At 71.5% G+C, this 16,862-nt stretch carries 13 protein-coding genes and 1 riboswitch; of the genes, 8 read left to right on the plus strand and 5 right to left on the minus strand.

What is annotated here, in order from left to right; genetic code table 11:
• Window positions 1–64: 64 nt before the first annotated feature.
• Together ACSQ14_RS00730 and ACSQ14_RS00735 are read right to left on the minus strand one after the other, a co-directional pair.
• Window positions 65–601, minus strand: a complete 537-nt coding sequence (locus ACSQ14_RS00730) for a methylated-DNA--[protein]-cysteine S-methyltransferase (RefSeq protein ID WP_436008734.1) — start codon at window positions 599–601, stop codon at window positions 65–67.
• A gap of 202 nt (window positions 602–803) precedes the next feature.
• Entirely contained in the window at window positions 804–1,010 is a 207-nt protein-coding gene (locus tag ACSQ14_RS00735) for a DUF1674 domain-containing protein (RefSeq protein ID WP_436008736.1), read from the minus strand.
• A gap of 86 nt (window positions 1,011–1,096) precedes the next feature.
• On the opposite strand from ACSQ14_RS00735, the gene ACSQ14_RS00740 reads away from it, so the two are divergent.
• The 5 genes from ACSQ14_RS00740 (at window position 1,097) to purH (ending at window position 7,027) form a co-directional block, all read left to right on the plus strand.
• On the plus strand, window positions 1,097–1,489 hold the full coding sequence (locus tag ACSQ14_RS00740; protein WP_436008738.1) for a hypothetical protein: 393 nt from the start codon (window positions 1,097–1,099) through the stop codon (window positions 1,487–1,489).
• 48 nt (window positions 1,490–1,537) lie between these two features.
• A complete protein-coding gene (locus ACSQ14_RS00745) occupies window positions 1,538–2,839 on the plus strand; it encodes an RsmB/NOP family class I SAM-dependent RNA methyltransferase (protein ID WP_436008740.1) in 1,302 nt (433 codons plus the stop codon).
• Window positions 2,840–2,914: 75 nt separating this feature from the next.
• On the plus strand, window positions 2,915–3,577 hold the full coding sequence (rpe, locus tag ACSQ14_RS00750; RefSeq protein WP_436008742.1) for a ribulose-phosphate 3-epimerase: 663 nt from the start codon (window positions 2,915–2,917) through the stop codon (window positions 3,575–3,577).
• A 10-nt stretch (window positions 3,578–3,587) separates the two neighbouring features.
• Complete coding sequence (locus ACSQ14_RS00755) at window positions 3,588–5,321, plus strand: heparinase II/III family protein (protein WP_436008744.1); 1,734 nt, start codon at window positions 3,588–3,590, stop codon at window positions 5,319–5,321.
• Window positions 5,322–5,327: 6 nt separating this feature from the next.
• Window positions 5,328–5,410: riboswitch (ZMP/ZTP riboswitch) on the plus strand.
• A gap of 24 nt (window positions 5,411–5,434) precedes the next feature.
• Window positions 5,435–7,027: a bifunctional phosphoribosylaminoimidazolecarboxamide formyltransferase/IMP cyclohydrolase gene (purH, locus tag ACSQ14_RS00760; RefSeq protein WP_436008746.1), complete on the plus strand. Its 1,593-nt coding sequence runs from the start codon at window positions 5,435–5,437 to the stop codon at window positions 7,025–7,027.
• 152 nt (window positions 7,028–7,179) lie between these two features.
• Here the strand turns inward: purH and ACSQ14_RS00765 are convergent, their stop codons facing one another.
• Together ACSQ14_RS00765 and ACSQ14_RS00770 are read right to left on the minus strand one after the other, a co-directional pair.
• Window positions 7,180–12,075, minus strand: a complete 4,896-nt coding sequence (locus tag ACSQ14_RS00765) for an NAD-glutamate dehydrogenase (protein WP_436008748.1) — start codon at window positions 12,073–12,075, stop codon at window positions 7,180–7,182.
• A 216-nt stretch (window positions 12,076–12,291) separates the two neighbouring features.
• A complete protein-coding gene (locus ACSQ14_RS00770; protein ID WP_436008750.1) occupies window positions 12,292–13,401 on the minus strand; it encodes an AI-2E family transporter in 1,110 nt (369 codons plus the stop codon).
• A 91-nt stretch (window positions 13,402–13,492) separates the two neighbouring features.
• On the opposite strand from ACSQ14_RS00770, the gene ACSQ14_RS00775 reads away from it, so the two are divergent.
• Window positions 13,493–15,019, plus strand: a complete 1,527-nt coding sequence (locus ACSQ14_RS00775) for a helicase HerA-like domain-containing protein (RefSeq protein ID WP_436008752.1) — start codon at window positions 13,493–13,495, stop codon at window positions 15,017–15,019.
• 64 nt (window positions 15,020–15,083) lie between these two features.
• Window positions 15,084–15,509 (plus strand): YkvA family protein, encoded by a 426-nt coding sequence (locus ACSQ14_RS00780; protein WP_436008754.1) that lies wholly within the window; start codon window positions 15,084–15,086, stop codon window positions 15,507–15,509.
• A gap of 81 nt (window positions 15,510–15,590) precedes the next feature.
• Here the strand turns inward: ACSQ14_RS00780 and secB are convergent, their stop codons facing one another.
• The gene (secB, locus tag ACSQ14_RS00785; protein WP_436008756.1) at window positions 15,591–16,076 is read right to left on the minus strand and encodes a protein-export chaperone SecB; all 486 of its coding nucleotides are present in this window, start codon (window positions 16,074–16,076) and stop codon (window positions 15,591–15,593) included.
• Between the two features lie 168 nt (window positions 16,077–16,244).
• Between secB and timA the strand changes: the two genes are divergently transcribed.
• Window positions 16,245–16,862: a TIM44-related membrane protein TimA gene (timA, locus tag ACSQ14_RS00790; RefSeq protein WP_436015309.1), complete on the plus strand. Its 618-nt coding sequence runs from the start codon at window positions 16,245–16,247 to the stop codon at window positions 16,860–16,862.

Here is a 16,862-nt window from a genome sequence, read left to right on the forward strand (position 1 = left end):
GCCCGCGGACTTCAACCCCCTCAGACCCTTCGGGACAGCTCCCCCTCAGGGGGAGTATCTACGCCTATCCGAACAGATCGCTCTGCGCAGCGGCCGGGGCGCCTTCGAGCGCCAGCAGCTTCAGTTTCGTCGTCGCGCCGCCGGGCGCCGAGAAGCCGCCGAGCTTGCCGCCGGCCGCGGTCACCCGATGACAGGGGACGACGATCGGCCAGGGATTCTGGCCGAGCGCCTGGCCGACGTCGCGCGCCAGCCGCTTGTCGCCGAGCCGTTCGGCGACTTCGCCATAGGTCAGGGTTTCACCCGGGCGAATTTTGCGGGCGACCGCATAGACCCGGGCGTTGAACTCCGGCGTGCGCGACAGGTCGAGCGGCGCCGTCGCGAAGTCCGGCGCGCCGCCGGCCAGCACGCTACGGATGTCGTCGATCACCGCGGCGATCGGCGGCGGCGGTTCGGCGGCTTCGGCGTCCGGCGTGCGGCGCATCACGGCGGCGAGCGCGCTTTCGCGGCGGGCCTGCGGCAGGCGGACGCTCGACAGCCCCGCCGGCGTCCAGGCGACTGCCGCCCAACCGAGCGGCGTCTCGAACAGGGTGAACTGGGTCATGCAGGGAAGATAGGCGCCCGCCCGCCGGATCGCTGGCGGTTATCGGACATGGAAGGCCTGTCATCCCGGTTTCGCGCAGCGAAGACCGGGATCCAGGAACACGGCGCGTCAGGACTTTTCGACAGACGGCCGCGCCACCTCCGGCCGCGCCGTGTTCCTGGATCCCGGACAAACGCTGCACGCCTTCCGGGATGACAGCCGCTCAGAAATCGACGGCGATGCCCTTGCGCTCCCAGTCGCCGAAGCGGGTCGGCTCCAGGCCCTTGGGGCCGCCTTGCTCCTCGGCGGCGGCCTGGGCGTCGGCGTCGGCCTGGCGGCGGGCTTCGGCTTCCTCGAGCGCGCGGCGCGCGGCGGGCGTCAGCGCCTTGCCAGGCGCGGCGTTCGGGGGGGTGTCGTCCATGCGGCTCATCTAGGCCGCGCGCCCGGCAAAAGCCAGCGTTGCCATGCCCCGCGACGCAGCTCAGATATCGTGGTTTTCCAGGGGGGAGAAAAACCGTGTCTCGGATCACCGTCGCCTTCTTTGGCGCCGCCGTCCTTTATGCGCTGGTGGGCATGGTGCTCGGCGTCGTCATGGGCGCCTCCAACGACCACAGCCTCGCGCCGGTCCATGCTCACATCAACCTGCTGGGATGGGCCAGCCTGGCGCTGATGGGGGCCTTCTACGGCCTGGCCGGGGAGCTGGCGCCGCCGCGGCTGGCCTGGCTGAACTTCGCGGTCTCCAATCTCGGTAACCTGATCACCCTGCCGTTGCTCGCCATGCTGCTGAAAGGCGATCCGTCGGTGATCCCGGTGATGTCGGCCGGCGAGGTCCTGCTCGTGCTCGGCATGCTGATCTTCGGCGTCGCCGTCCTGAAGGTCGCCGCCCGGACGCCGGCGACGGCGGCCTGACGCGCAATTCCCTTGCGTCGGCGGCTCTGAGGGGGCACGCCCCCGCGGGTGAGCCAATCTGACCCGCCGACTTCATCGTCCGAGACCGCAGGCCTGCCCGCCCGCGCCGCCGCCCTCGACCTCCTGACCGCGGCCCTGTCAGGGCGCGCCGGCCTCGAGGAGGGCCTCGCCCATCCGGCGCTCGCGGCGCTGTCGCCGCGCGACCGCGCCTTCGCCCGCGCCCTGGTGATGGCGACGCTGCGCAGGCTCGGCCCGATCGACCAGGCGCTGCAGGCGCGGGTGCGCAAGCCGCCGCCGGACCGGGTCGTGCAGATCCTCCGGCTCGGCGCGGCGCAGCTCTTCGTGCTGGAGACGCCGGCCCACGCCGCGGTCTCGAGCGCCGTGGACCTCGCCCAGGCGTCCAATCAGAGCCAAGCCTTCAAGGGGCTGGTCAACGCCGTGCTGCGCGCGCTGACGCGCGAGCCGCCGCAACTCGACGACCCCGAGCGGCTGGCCCCGCCGTGGCTCTACGCCCGCTGGAGCGCGGCCTTTGGCGGCGAGACGGCCCGGGCGATCGCCGCCCAGATCGCCGAGGAGCCGGCGACCGACCTGTCGCTGAAGGATCCCGCCCAGGCCGCGGCGCTCGCCGCGGAGCTGGAAGGCGAGATGCTGCCCGGCGGCTCCGTGCGCACCGGCCGGCGTGGCGACATCGCCGCCTGGCCCGGGTTCGCCGAGGGCGGCTGGTGGGTGCAGGACGCCGCCGCGGCGATCCCCGCCCGGCTGCTCGACGTTCAGCGCGGCCAGACCGCGCTCGACATGTGCGCGGCGCCTGGCGGCAAGACGCTGCAATTGGCGGCCGCCGGCGCGACGGTGACCGCACTCGACCGCGCCGCGCCGCGGATCAAGCGGGTGGGCGAGAACCTCGCGCGCGCCGGCCTGTCGGCCGAGGTCGTCACGGCCGACGCCGGCGCCTGGCGCGACGGGCGCACCTTCGACGCCGTGCTGCTCGACGCGCCCTGTTCGGCGACCGGCACCTTCCGCCGACATCCCGACGTGCTGTGGGCGGCCAAGCCCAGCGACATCGCCGGCCTCGCCGCCATCCAGTCGCGGCTGCTCGACGCCGCGGCCAAGCGGGTCAAGCCGGGCGGCCGGCTGGTCTACTGCGTCTGTTCGCTGGAGCCGGAGGAGGGCGAGGCGCAGGTCGCGGCCTTCCTGCAGCGCCATAAGGACTTCGCCGTCGAGCCGATCGCCAGCGGCGAGGGCGGCGCGCCGGAGGCCAGCCGCCGGCCGGACGGAACCGTGCGCATCTTGCCGCATCACATTGCGGGCGGAATGGATGGATTCTACGCGGCGAGGCTGCGCCGCGGGTAGGGGCTCCCGTTTCAAGGGAGCTTCACCGTACGACAACCCCTGGCAGCGGCCGCCGCATCAGATTATTGGCAGATCATGAGCTCCACGCCGATCATTGCTCCCTCCATCCTCGCCTCGGACTTTTCGCGGCTGGGCGAGGAGTGCCGCGCGGTTGAGGCCGCCGGCGCCGACTGGCTGCACATCGACGTGATGGACGGCCACTTCGTGCCGAACATCACCATCGGCCCGGACGTCGTGAAGGCGCTGAAGCCGCACGTGAAGATCCCGTTCGACGTGCACCTGATGATCGCGCCGGTCGATCCCTACCTGGAGGCCTTCGTCGCCGCCGGCGCCGACCTGCTCAGCGTCCATCCGGAAAGCGGCCCGCACCTTCACCGCACGGTGAAGCGGATCCGCGAACTCGGGGCCAAGGCCGGGGTGGTGTTCAACCCCTCGACCGACGTCTCGGCGATCGAATGGATCATCGAGGACATCGACCTGATGCTGGTGATGTCGGTGAACCCCGGCTTCGGCGGCCAAAGCTTCATCGCCGGGCAACTGCGCAAGGTCGAGCGGCTGCGCCAGATGATCGACGCCAGCGGCTGTGACATCATCCTGGAGGTTGACGGCGGGGTGACGCCGGACACTGCGCCGCAATGCATCGCCGCCGGCGCGACCGCCCTGGTCGCCGGCAGCGCGGTGTTCCGCGGCGGCCCGGCCAAATACGCCGACAACATTCGCGCGCTGCGGGGCGGCTGAGCGAAGGACGATGGCGGGAGGCTCAGGCATCGAACGACTGCCCGGCCGCCACGTCGCTTTTGCGCTCGCGCTCGCCGCCCGTCGCCGGGTCGGCCAGGAATGGGCCGGGACCCCGCTGCATCGCTGGCTCCTGGCGCGGGGCCGGCCCGACGGGCTGGCCGCCATGCCCCGCGACCTGCGGCCGGCCAACGCCAGCGCCGGCAAGCAGATCCTCGCCGGGGCCTTTGTGCTCGGCGGCGAGACGCTGGCGCCGGGCGTGCGCGGCGATCCCTGGAACCGCGCCAGCCCCACCCGCCGCTTCGCCGTCCTGCTGCACCGCTTCGGCTGGATGCGCGACCTCTTGGCCGCTGGGCCGGAAGGCGCGGGCGAAGGGCTGCGGCTGACGCTCGAATGGTCGCGCGTCTTCGGGCGCTGGAACGGTTTCGCCTGGAGCGCCGAGGTCCTTGAGCGGCGGGTGTTCAACCTGGCCTGCGCCGCCAAGACGCTGTGCGCGCGCGCCTCCGACGCCGAGGTGGCGCAGATCTCGCTCGACCTCTGCCGGCAAGCGCGTCGGCTGCTGCAGATCGACGAGGGCCCGGCGCGGCAGGCCGAGCGGGCGGCGGTCGCGGCGATCGCCGGCGCCGCCCTGTCCGGCAGGGCCGGCGAGCGGCTGCTGGAGCAGGGGCTGGCGCGGCTGCGCCGGGTGCTGCCCCAGACGGTGACGCCGGACGGCGGCCACGCCTCGCGCAGTCCGCAGGCGGCGCTGGAGCTGCTGTACGACCTGTCGACCCTGGACGACGCCCTGGCCCAGCGCGGGATGTCGGCCCCGGAAGAGCTGCTGCGGGCGATCGACCGGCTGTCGGGTGCGGTGCGCTTCTTCACCCTGGCGGACGGCCGGCTCGCCGCCTTCCAGGGCGGGGAGGAGTGCGCCCGGGCCTATGTCGCGGCGGCGCGGGCTCAGGACGAGATCCGCGATCGCGCCGGACCGGCCTCGCGCAACGGCTACCATCGGCTGGAGTCGCGTTCGCTGCAGGTCTGCGCCGACGCCGCTCCGCCGGCCGAGGGCGCATGGAGCGTCGCGGCCTGCGCCCAGCCGCTGGCCATCGAGGTGCTGGTCGGCCAGCGGCGGCTGATCGTCGGCGGCGGCTGGTCGCCCGACGCGCACGCGCCCCAGGCGATGCGGCTGGTGGACGCCGCGTCCACCGCCTCGATCGGCGACGCCGCCTGCGGCGCGCCGCTGCGCGGCTTCACCGCCGACGTGCTCGGCCCCCGGCTGGCCGGGGCGGTCCGCAAGGTCGAGGCCAAGCGTCATGAGGCGCAGGGCGCCCTGTGGCTGGAGCTGACCCACGACGGCTGGGCCGAGCGGTTCGGCCTGCGCCACGAGCGTCGGCTGTATCTCGACATGCTGACCGACGAACTGCGCGGCGAGGACCGGTTCACGCCGGTGTCCGGTGAGGCCAAGCCGAACGCGCGGCGCTTCGTGCCCTTCATGGTCCGTTTTCACCTGCATCCGGATGTCCAGGCGCAGATCGCCCGCGACAAGAAGAGCGTGCTCTTGAAGGCCGAGGGCGACGAGCGCGGCTGGTGGCTGCACAACGACGCCATCGAGGTCGTGCTGGAGCCGTCGGTACATTACACCCAGGGCCAGCCGCGCCGCTCGCAGCAGATCGTGCTGCGCGGCCAGGCCCGGATCTCCGACGGCGCAGGCGTGCGCTGGAAGCTGTCGGCCGCCGGCCGCGTTGACGGCGAAGCGGGCGGGGCTTAAGTCCGCCGCGACCTGCGTGACTGGCGATGTAAGGTGGGCGACCACCGGGGAGCGCAGGGCTAGCTTTGCCGCTCGCCTGGGCCTTGTCCTTGAAGCTCTGCCAGGAGAACGCCTTGCCCGCCGCCCCCGATTTTCCCGCCGCTTCCGATCGCGCGCCCGTTCGTCGCGCCCTGATCTCGGTCTCCGACAAGACCGGCCTGATCGACGCCGCCAAGGCGCTCGCCGCCATGGGCGTGGAGCTGGTCTCCACCGGCGGCACGCGCAAGGCGATCGCCGACGCCGGCCTGTCGGTGAAGGACATCTCCGAACTGACCGGCTTCCCCGAGATGATGGATGGACGGGTGAAGACGCTGCACCCGGTGGTGCACGGCGGCCTGCTCGGCGTGCGTGACGCGCCCGAGCACAAGAAGGCGATGGAGGAGCACGGGATCGGCGGGATCGACCTGGTCTACGTCAACCTCTACCCGTTCGAGTCCACCGTGGCCTCCGGCGCCGACTACGCCAACGCGGTCGAGAACATCGACATCGGCGGCCCGGCGATGATCCGTTCGGCGGCCAAGAACCACGGCTATGTCGCGGTCTGTACCAAGATCGCCGACGTTGAGGACGTCCTGGCCGAGCTGAAGGCCGAGGGGACCACTAGCCTCGACCTGCGCAAAAAGCTCGCCGCCCGCGCCTACGCCCGCACCGCGGCCTATGACGCGGCCATCTCCAGCTGGTTCGCCAAGGAGCTGGGCGATGAGGCGCCGCGCCGCCGCGCGTTCGCCGGCGAGCTGGTCCAGACCATGCGCTACGGCGAGAACCCGCACCAGAAGGCGTCCTTCTACCGCTTCGCCAACCCGCGCACCGGCGTCGCCACCGCCCAGCAGCTGCAGGGCAAAGAGCTCAGCTACAACAACATCAACGACACCGACGCGGCCTATGAGCTGATCGCCGAGTTCGATCCGGCCAACGCTCCGGCCTGCGCGATCATCAAGCACGCCAACCCCTGCGGCGTGGCCACCGGCGGCTCGCTGCTGGAAGCCTATGAGCGGGCGCTGGCCTGCGACCCGACCAGCGCGTTCGGTGGCATCGTCGCCCTGAACACCCGGCTTGACGCGGCCACCGCGGCCAAGGTGCTCGAGGTCTTCACCGAGGTGGTGATCGCGCCCGAGGCCGACGAGGACGCGGTCGCCCTGTTCCGCAAGAAGAAGAACGTCCGTCTACTGACGACGGGCGGTCTGCCGGATCCGAACGCGCCGGGCGACACCTTCCGCTCGGTCGCCGGCGGCTTCCTGGTGCAGAGCCGCGACACCGCACGCCTGACCCCGGCCGACCTGAAGGTGGTGACCAAGCGCGCGCCGACCGACGCGGAAGTGCGCGACATGCTGTTCGCCTTCACCATCGCCAAGCACGTGAAGTCGAACGCCATCGTCTACGCCCGCCAGGGCCAGACCCTGGGCATCGGCGCGGGCCAGATGAACCGCAAGGACAGCGCCCGCATCGCCGCCCTGCGCGCCGCCGACTTCGGGCTCGACCTGAAGGGCTCGGCCTGCGCGTCGGAAGCCTTCTTCCCGTTCCCCGACGGCCTGATCCAGGCCGCCGACGCCGGCTGCACCGCGGTGATCCAGCCCGGCGGCTCGATCGGCGACGAGAAGGTCATCGAAGCCGCCGACGAACGCGGCCTCGCCATGGTCTTCACCGGCGTGCGGGTGTTCCGGCACTAGCCCAAGCTCCCTCCCCTTAATGGGGAGGGAAAGCTCGCCGCAGGCGAGCAGGGTGGGGAAGGGTGGCTCAAGCTCCGCGTTGAGAGCCCAGTCCCAACTGCCCCACCCCTGACCGCTTCGCGGTCGTCCCCTCCCCATAAAGGGGAGGGAGACTACTTCCTCTTAGGCCGTCCCCCGCCGGTCAGCGCCAGTTCGCGCAGGGCGGCGTTGGCGATGGTGAGCTTGGCGAAGGTCCACGGGCCGGCGGCGGCCTCGATCGCCTGCAGGGTGCGGGCGGCCGCGGCGACCTGGTCGCCCCGCGGCGCGGACCAGGCGGCGACCGCGGCGCGGGCGGCGGCCGGATCGGTGGTCCTGCGCGGCTCGGCGGTCGCCATCACCGCCCGGGTCAGGGTCGCCTGTTCGACCAGCAACTCCTCGATCAACCGACGCAGCGCCGTGCGCTCGAAACTGTCGCCGACCGCATAGCCCGCGGCCGCGGCGCGCAGCCGGTCGAAGGCGAAGGCCTCGCCGACCGCCGCGTAGAGCCAGGCGGCGTTGCGCAGCGGCCAGCCGCCGGCCTCGGCCAGGTCGATCAGGTCGGGGGCGGTGCTGATCGCCTGCAGCACCGCGGCGGTGCGGGCGAGGTCCTCGGGCGCGCCGGCCTCGACCAGCCGGCGGGCGAGGGCGTCCAGGGTGTTTCGCTCGACCGGGGTGGCGACCTCGGGGCCGAGTGAGCGCAGGCTGCGGAAGCCTTCGGCGTAGCGGTTGACCAGGGTCTCGACATCGGCGTTGGCGCGCGCTGCCCGCCGCGCCAGCCAGAAGGTCGCGCCGCGCAGCGCCGAGGCGAGCTGGCGATAGAGCGCCATCTGACCCGCCGCCGGGATGACGCCGTCGAGCGCCGAGACCGCGTTCCAGGCCGCCGGCAGTTCCAGCACCGTCTTGGCGGACTCGTAGCCGGTGACAAAGGCCCCCACGTCGCAGTTGGCGGCGGTCATCAGCCGGCTCGGAAAGCTCGGCCCGCAGCGGTCGATCACATCGTTGGCGACGACGGTTGCGATGATGTCCGGCCGCAGCCGGTGGCGCAGGATCGCCTCCTGATATTTCTGCAGCGGCTTCGGGAAATAGGCGTCGAGGCAGCGCTCGAACCAATCGTCCTCGGCCGCGCCGGCCTCGCGCATGTCGTGCTTCAGCTCGAGCTTGCCGTAGGCCAGCAGCACGGCGAGCTCCGGCCGGGTTAGGCCGAGGCCGGCCTCCTTGCGGGCGGCGATTTCACCGCGGCCGGGCAGGCCCTCGACCTTGCGGTCGAGCCGGCCTTCGCCCTCCAGCTCGGCCATGAAGTCGGCGTGCGGCTCCAGCTCGCCAGGCGCGTCCAGGTCCAGCAGCGAAAGCGCCAGGGTCTGGCTGTAGTTGTGCGCCAGGACGTGGGACGCCACGTCCTCGGTCATCGACTTCAGCAGGGTGTCGCGTCGCCGGCGGGTCAGCTTGCCCGAGCGCTCGAGCATGCCGGTGACGATCTTGATGTTGACCTCGTGGTCCGAGGAATCCACGCCGGCCGAATTGTCGATGGCGTCGGTGTCGATGCGGCCGCCGGCCAGGGCGAACTCGATGCGTCCGGCCTGGGTGACGCCCAGGTTGGCGCCTTCGCCCACCACCTGCACGCGCAGCTCGCCGGCGTCGATGCGCACCGCGTCGTTGGCCTTGTCGCCGACGTCGGCCTGGGATTCCCGGCTGGATTTCACATAGGTGCCGATACCGCCGAGGTAGAGCAGCTCGGCCGGGGCCTTGAGCACGGCGGCGACAAGGTCCGCCGGACTGAGCATCTCGGCCTGGATGTCGAGCGCGGCGCGGATTTCCGGCGACAGCGGGATCGACTTCAGGCTTCGCGGGAACACCCCGCCGCCCGCCGACAGCACGGCGCGGTCGTAGTCGTCCCAGGACGAGCGGGGCAGGGCGAACAGCCGCTGGCGCTCGGCGAACGACCGCGCCGGGTCCGGATCCGGATCGAGGAAGACGTGGCGGTGGTCGAAGGCGGCGACCAGCCGGATCTTGTCCGACAGCAGCATGCCGTTGCCGAACACGTCGCCGGACATGTCGCCGACGCCGATGACGCTGAACGGTTCGGCCTGGATGTCCTTGCCGAGCTCGCGGAAGTGGCGCTTCACCGCCTCCCAGGCGCCGCGGGCGGTGATGCCCATCTCCTTGTGGTCGTAGCCGGCCGAGCCGCCGGAGGCGAAGGCGTCGCCGAGCCAGAAGCCGTAGGACTGGGCGATCTCGTTGGCGATGTCGGAGAAGCTGGCGGTGCCCTTGTCGGCGGCGACCACCAGATAGGGGTCGTCGGCGTCGTGGACGATCACGCCCGGCGGGTGCACGACGCGATTGTCGGGCGTCAGGTTGTCGGTGAGGTCGAGCAGGCCGCTGAGGAAGGTCGTGTAGGCGGCGATCGCCTCGGCGCGCACCGCCTCCGGGGTCCCGCCCTTCGGCAGGCGCTTGGGATAGAAGCCGCCTTTCGAGCCGACCGGCACGATCACCGCGTTCTTCACCTGCTGGGCCTTCACCAGGCCGAGCACCTCGGTGCGGAAGTCGTCGCGACGGTCGCTCCAGCGCAGCCCGCCGCGGGCGACCGGCCCGAAGCGCAGGTGCACGCCCTCGACGTGCGTCGCCCAGACGAAGATCTCGCGGAACGGCTTCGGCGCCGGCAGGTCGGCGAGCTCGCCGCTGGCCACCTTGAAGGCGATGTAGGGCTTCGGCCGGCCGTCGGCGCCCAGCTGATAGTAGTTGGTCCGCTGGATCGCCTGGACCAGCTGCGCCAGGCGGCGCAGCACCCGGTCCTCGTCGAGGCTGTCGACGTGCTGCAGCGCTTCGAGGATCGCGCCCATGACGTTGGCCGCCTGCTCGCGGCGGACGCCGGGCTCGGCGCGGATCGCCGGGTCGAAGCGGGTGCGGAACAGGTCGAGGATCAGCCGCCCGACCCCTGGATGGTTGGCCAGCGCTTCTTCCTGGGTCCGCTGGGTCGGATCGAGCCCGGACTGCTGGCGGTAGCGGGCCAGGGCGCGCACCAGGGCCGCGTCACGCCACGGGATCGAGAGCTCGAGCACCAGCCGGTTGAAGCCGTCGTTCTCGGTTTGGCCGGTCCAGACCGCCGCCACCGCCTCCTCGAACGCCTGTTTCACCTCGGAGAAGACGAGGTGCTCGCCGCGCGGGTCGTCGATTTCGAAGTCGTGCACCCAGACCGGCGGCGCATCGGCGCGGCTGATCGGGAAGCCCGCCTCGGCCATCGCCTTCAGGCCCATGTTCTCGAGGATCGGCAGCACGTCGGCGAGCGGGGCCGGGGCGCCGGCGTGATACAGCTTGAAGCGGAACTGCGTCGGGCCGTCGCTCGGCGCGCGGTAGGCGCGGGCGCGCACCGACGCCTCGCCGAGCGCCTCGACCACCGCGATGTCGGCTAGCGCCTCGGCCGGCTCGAACCGCGCCTGGTAGCCGGGCGGGAAGGCGTCGCAGTACCGGGCGAGCGTCATGGCGACGGCGTCGGGCGCCTTGGCGCCGGCGCGCACCGCCGCCTCGAAGCGGTCGCGCCAGCGGCGCGCGGTCTCGGCGACGACCGTCTCCAGCGCCTTCAGGTCGGGCCAGGGATGCGCGCCCGGGACGAAGCCGACGATGTAGTGGATCTGCGCTAGCGGCGCGCTGAGCATCGCCGGATAGGCCGCGGAGAGGCGACCCTTGTAGGCCTGCGCCAGCAGCTCGCCGGCGCGTCGCTGCACCTCGGAATCGTACTGGTCGCGCGGCAGGAGCAGCAGCACCGAGGCGAACCGGTCCAGCGGATCGCGGCGCTCGAACAGGCCGACCCGCGGCCGGTCGTAGAGGTGCAGGATGCCCAGCGCCTGGCTGAGCAGCTCGTCCTCGCTGATCTGGAAGAGTTCGTCCCGGGGATGGTTCTCCAGGATGTTCTTCAGCCGCTTTTCGTTGTGGCCGCCGGGCGTCGCGTGCGCCCGTTCCAGCACCCGGGCGACCTTCTCGCGCAACAGCGGCACGGCGCTCGCCGGCTGGTCGTAAGCCTCGGCGGTGAACAGGCCGATGAAGCGGACCTCGCCGCGCGGCCGGCCCTCGTCGTCGTAGCGCTTGATCCCGACGTAATCCATGTAGCCGCGCCGGTGCACGCGGCTCTTGGCGTTGGCCTTGGCGACGGTGACGGCGGCCTCGCGGAACAGCCGTTCCTGGCCCTTGCGCATCAGTACGGCCGGCTCGTGCGCGCGACGCAGCACGGTGCGTTCCGGATCGCGTAGGATCCCGAGCCCGTCCTTCGCCTGATAGACCGGCTCCTCGGGCGCATAGTCGCCGTTCGGCAGCAGTGGGAACTCGTAGACCCGCGCGCCGAGGAACACGAAGCGCTCGGCCTCCAGCCAGCTCAGCAGCTCGAACTCTTCCGGCGTGGCCTTGCCGGGCCGCTCGCGCAGCTCGGCGATCGTGCGGCCGATCAGCGCTCGCATCGCCGGGAAGTCGTCGACCGCGGCGTGGACGTCGGCGAGCGTCGCCTGGATCCCGGCCGTCAGCGCGGCTTCGCGGTCGGGACCGATCGGCTCGAGGATCACCTGGATCATCGACTCGCGCCGATGCGCGCCGGCGGCCGCCCGGACGCCGCTGCGGTCGCGGTGCAGGTCGACCATCGGGTGGAACATGGCCCGCACCGAGAGCCCCTGGTCGGCGATCTCGCCCATGACGCTGTCGACCAGGAACGGGCAGTCGTCCTGCACCACCTCCAGCCGGTCGAGCTCGGCCTCGGCTCCCAGCACCGGAGCAATGCGGACCAGCGGCCCACGCCCGCGGCGGCGCTCGCCGAAGCGCCAGAAGTCGCTGAGGTTGGCCGCCAGGGCGGCGGCGGAGAGTTCGGGAGTCTCCGCCGGAATGACGTCGTCGGCCGCCTGCTCGGCGAAGACGCGGGTGGCGGCGTCGTCGCCGATCTCCTGCAGGATGGCTCTGACGAGACCGGACTTCGCGGACCTGGATTTTACGGGTGTCGACGTCCGGGGCGGGGCCTCTGCGGGCGTAGACGGGGCGCGCCGCGACTTGCTCATCGACGCGCCTCCGCGCCCCGAGCGAGGACGCCGCCGGAGGAGAGCATCCGGCGGCGTGCGGTCCCGCCGTGGGGGATCGGCGGTTCGCTCTGGGCTCGCTGCGTCCGCGGGCTCGAGGGGCGGACGCACCTGCCGTGACCGTGGGGGCCGCGGCTCACCTTACATAGGGGTCGGATGAACACGGAAAAGGTCCCCGCCTTCCATAACTTATTGTGATCAGCGCGGCTCCGGCTCGTCCGGCGCGACGCCCGGTTTGGCGTCCTTCAGCTGCTGCGGATCGCCCTTCTCGGAGAGCAGCACGGCGATCCAGCGGGAGCCGTCGAACTGCGCCAGGATGACCATCATCATCACCGTCAGCGGCGTCGACAGGAAGGCCCCGGTCAGGCCCCAGATCGAGCCCCAGAAGGCCAGCGACAGCAGGACCACCACCGGGTCCATGTTCATGCTGCGCCCCTGCATCCGCGGGTAGACGATGTTGCCGACGATCAGGGTGACGGCGTTCAGCGCGATGAACAGCACGATCGGCTGCCACAGGGTGTCGAACTGCAGCAGCGCGAAGAACGGCGGCACGAGCATGGCGATCGCCCCGCCGATGATCGGGATGTAGGAGGCGACGAAAATCAGGAAGGTCCAGAAGGCGGCTTCGTTCAGCCCGACCGCGACCATGGCGACCCAGGCGGCGCCGGCGACCATCAGGCCGGTCGCGGTCTGGACCCAGAGATAGCGCTCGACCGAGTCGCGGATGCGCAGGAAGGCGGCGACCGCGTCCTGTCGGCTGCCGCGGTTGCGGAACAGCGCCACCATCTTGCGCTCGAAGCTGCGGCGCGAGGCGATCAGGAAGGCCGCGTAGATCAGGACGAAGCCGAGGGTGGAGGTGAAGTTCTGCACCCCCCGGGCGGCCATGCCGGCGTATTTCGCCGGATCGAGCTGTTGGGCGAGCGTCGCCATGCTGACCGGCGCGTCGACCCCGAACACCGCTCCCGCCCGGGCGATCAGCTCGTTGAGCTTGGGCGCGTAGCCGGCCACCTCGTTGGCGAAGCTGGTGGCGTTCTCGGCGATGAAGAAGGCGCTGCTGCCGAAGATGGCCAGCACGAGCAGCATCGCCAGCGGCAGGGCGGCGCGGCGCGATCGGCCCGGCAGGCGGTGGGCCAGCACCCGCACGAAGCCGTCGACGGTGATCGCCAGGAACATCGCCAGCGCCAGCGGCGCGAGGATGTCGGACAGCCAGTACATGGTGGCGCCGACGGCGATCACCGCCAGCACGACCACGGCGTTGCGGGTGGCGGTGGAGGAGGATCCGGCGGTCGAAGGGGCCTCGTCGGCCATGGACAGCCTCTCGTTGAACGGGCGGAACTGTCCGCGCGGGGGCGGCGGGCGTCAACTCGCCCTTGTGCGGAAAGCGCGAGCGTTTGACACAATGAGGCGTTCCGCTTGTGCGACCCATTTCCTGAAAAAGGAGCCGCTAGTGGCTGACGACGGCGTTCTGATCGGCGTTGCCGACCAACCGCAGTACCTCCGGCTCGACCGGGCCAACCGCCACGGCCTGGTCGCCGGGGCGACCGGCACCGGCAAGACGGTGACCTTGCAGGTGCTGGCCCAGGGCTTCGCCGACGCCGGGGTGCCGGTGTTCGCCGCCGACGTGAAGGGCGACCTGTCGGGCGTCGCCGCCGCCGCTCAGCCGAACGACAAGCTGCTGGCGCGGGCCCAGCAGCTGGGGGTGACCTTGGCCCCGTCCGCGGCGCCGGTGATCTTCTGGGACCTGTTCGGCCAGCAGGGCCATCCGATCCGCGCCACGGTCTCGGAGATGGGGCCGCTGCTGCTCTCCCGGCTGCTGGAGCTGAACGACGTTCAGGAAGGCGTGCTGAACGTCGTCTTCCGCGCCGCCGACGAGGAAGGCCTGCTGCTGCTCGACCTCAAGGACCTGCAGGCGGCCTTGAATTACGCTGCCGACAACGCCCGCGCGCTCAGCGCCCGCTACGGCAATGTCGCGGCGGCGACGGTCGGGGCCGTGCAGCGCAAGCTGCTGGTGCTCGAGAACCAGGGCGGGGCCAACCTGTTCGGCGAGCCGGCGCTCGACCTCAGCGACCTGATGCGCACCGACGGCGCGGGCCGCGGCTACGTCAACCTGCTGGCCGCCGACCGGCTGATCGGCTCGCCGCAGCTGTACGCCACCTTCCTGCTCTGGCTGATGAGCGAGCTGTTCGAGCAGCTGCCGGAGATCGGCGACCCGGAGAAGCCGCGGCTGGTGTTCTTCTTCGACGAGGCCCACCTGCTGTTCAACGACGCCCCCAAGGCGCTGCTGGAGAAGGTCGAGCAGGTGGTCCGGCTGATCCGCTCCAAGGGGGTCGGCGTCTATTTCGTCACCCAGAACCCGGCCGATGTGCCGGAGACGGTGCTGGGCCAGCTCGGCAACCGCGTGCAGCACGGCCTGCGCGCCTACACCCCGGCCGACCAGCGGGGGCTGAAGGCCGCGGCCGCCAGCTTCCGGGTCAATCCGAAGCTCGACACCGCCGAAGCGATCCAGCACCTCGGCGTCGGCGAAGCGCTGGTCTCGGTGCTCGATGAGAAGGGCGCGCCCACCGTGGTCGAGAAGACCAGCGTCCGCCCGCCCAACTCGCGGATCGGCCCGCTCACCGCCGACGAGCGCCGCCAGCTGATCGCGCAGAGCCCGCTGCGCGGCGTCTACGACCAGCTGCAGGATCGCGAGTCCGCCTTCGAAGTGCTTAGGCAGCGCGCCGACCAGAAGGCCGCGCCGGCGCCTCCCCCGGCGTCTGCGTCGCCCGCGCCCCGCGCCCAGTCTCGCGCGCGCGGCGGGCAGGGCGAGGAGATGGTCGACGCTTTCGCCAAATCGATGCTGCGCAGCATCGGCACCCAGGTCGGCCGGCAGCTGATGCGCGGGCTGCTCGGCGGGCTGGCGGGCGCAAGCGGCGGCCGCCGTCGTTGACGCCGCATGGACGGGGAGGGCGGCTTGCCGCTATGATCCTCAGGAAATTCTTACACTTAAGCTCATGAGCGCCGCCGACCACGCCCCCTCCGACCGCACCGACGCCGCGTTCGATCCGCGCCAGCCGATCGATCCGTCGCGCGCCCTGGCGCCCGCGGTGGTGCGGCTGAACGAGCAACGGGTCGCGCGCGGCTTCTGGCCGAAGATCCGCCGGGCCTGCGCGCGGGTGCCGTTCGCGGCCGACGCGCTGGCGGTCTGGTACTGCGCCAAGGACGACGAGACGCCGTCGGCGGCCAAGGGGATGATGCTGGCGGCGCTGGCCTATTTCGTGCTGCCGTCCGACGCCCTGCCCGACATTATTCCGGCGATCGGCTACACCGACGATGCGGCGGTGTTCGCGGCCCTGATCAGCCTGGTCGGCCGCAATCTCAAGCCTCGCCACACCCAGGCGGCGCGCGACGCGATCGTCCGCATCCGCGCCGAGGATTGAAGCTCGGGCGAGCTGCGCCCGCGACATTTGCGCCGTCATCGCCCGATTTGGCCGGACGATGACGGTAACTTGTTCGCCGTTTTAGGCGTGACCGATCTGCTGGGCCTGCTCCTTGCGCGCGGCGTAGACGCCGGCGAAGTCGATCGGGTCGAGCAGGAACGGCGGGAAGCCGCCTTCCGCCGTGATGTCGGCGATGATCCGGCGGGCGAACGGGAACAGGTAGCGCGGGCACTCGATCAGCAGCACCGGCTCGACGTCCTCGGCCGCGACGCCGGCGATCTGGAAGACCCCGCCGTAGAGCAGCTCGACGACAAACAGCGGGCCGTCGTCGCGCGCGGCACGCGCAGAGAGCTTCAAGTCCACCTCGAACAGGCCGTCCTCCCGGCCACGGGCGTTCATCTCGACGCCCAGGTCGATTTGCGGCTGGGCGGCGTTGGCGGCGCGCAAGGCGTCGGGAGCCCGCGGGTTCTCGAATGAGAAGTCGCGCACGAACTGGGCGAGGATGCGGATGCCGGGGCCTTCAGGGGCCTGTTCCGGGATGCCCGCGCCGGCGTCAATATCGGTCATAGTTTGGCTTTAAGTCCGTGCTGAAGATGCGGCGTTTACGCATCAGTCTGCTCGGCGGGCTAACATGGCGCCCAGGTCGATGCAACGCCGCCCCTGACGGCGGCGTTCCGCTGTCCTATATAGGGCTATTGAGGTCCCGTTCACTGACCCGAAGAGACATCGTTGCAACTGCTTGAGCTGATCATCTTCGCCGGCCTCGCGGCCATCGTGCTCTACCAGCTCTATTCGGTGCTGGGACGGCGCGTGGGCCGACAGCCCGAAGACCAACCCGCCGCCGCCGAGCCTGCAGGCCCCGTGGTGCGGCCGGCCGACCGTCCGCTCGAGGCGGCCGAGGAGGGTGTCAGCCTGACCGGCCTGGCCGCCGTGCGCGCTCGCGATCCGTCGTTCGACGTCGGCCGCTTCCTGGGCGGCGCGCGCAGCGCTTACGAGATGACCGTCAAGGCGTTCGCCGCCGGCGATCGTCCGACGCTGCGCAACCTGCTCGCGCCGACCGTGATGGCCAGCTTCGACAGCGCCATCGCCGCCCGCGAGACCGAGGGCCGCACCGAGAGCGTGGAGTTCCTGCACGCGCCGCGGGCGGACCTGGAGAAGGCCGAGGTCGTCGGCGCCGGCGATCTGGCGCGCCTGACCGTGCGCTTCCTGGCCGAGTTCCGCAGCCGTTCGAAGGGGCCGGAAGGCGAGGCGGTCGACGACCGTCGCACCGCCGAGCTGTGGACCTTCGAGCGCAATCTCAAGAGCCGCGATCCCAACTGGACGCTGGTCCACGTCGACGCCGCAGAGGCCTGA

Source organism: Phenylobacterium sp. LjRoot219 (assembly GCF_964252995.1).
Lineage (GTDB): Bacteria > Pseudomonadota > Alphaproteobacteria > Caulobacterales > Caulobacteraceae > Phenylobacterium.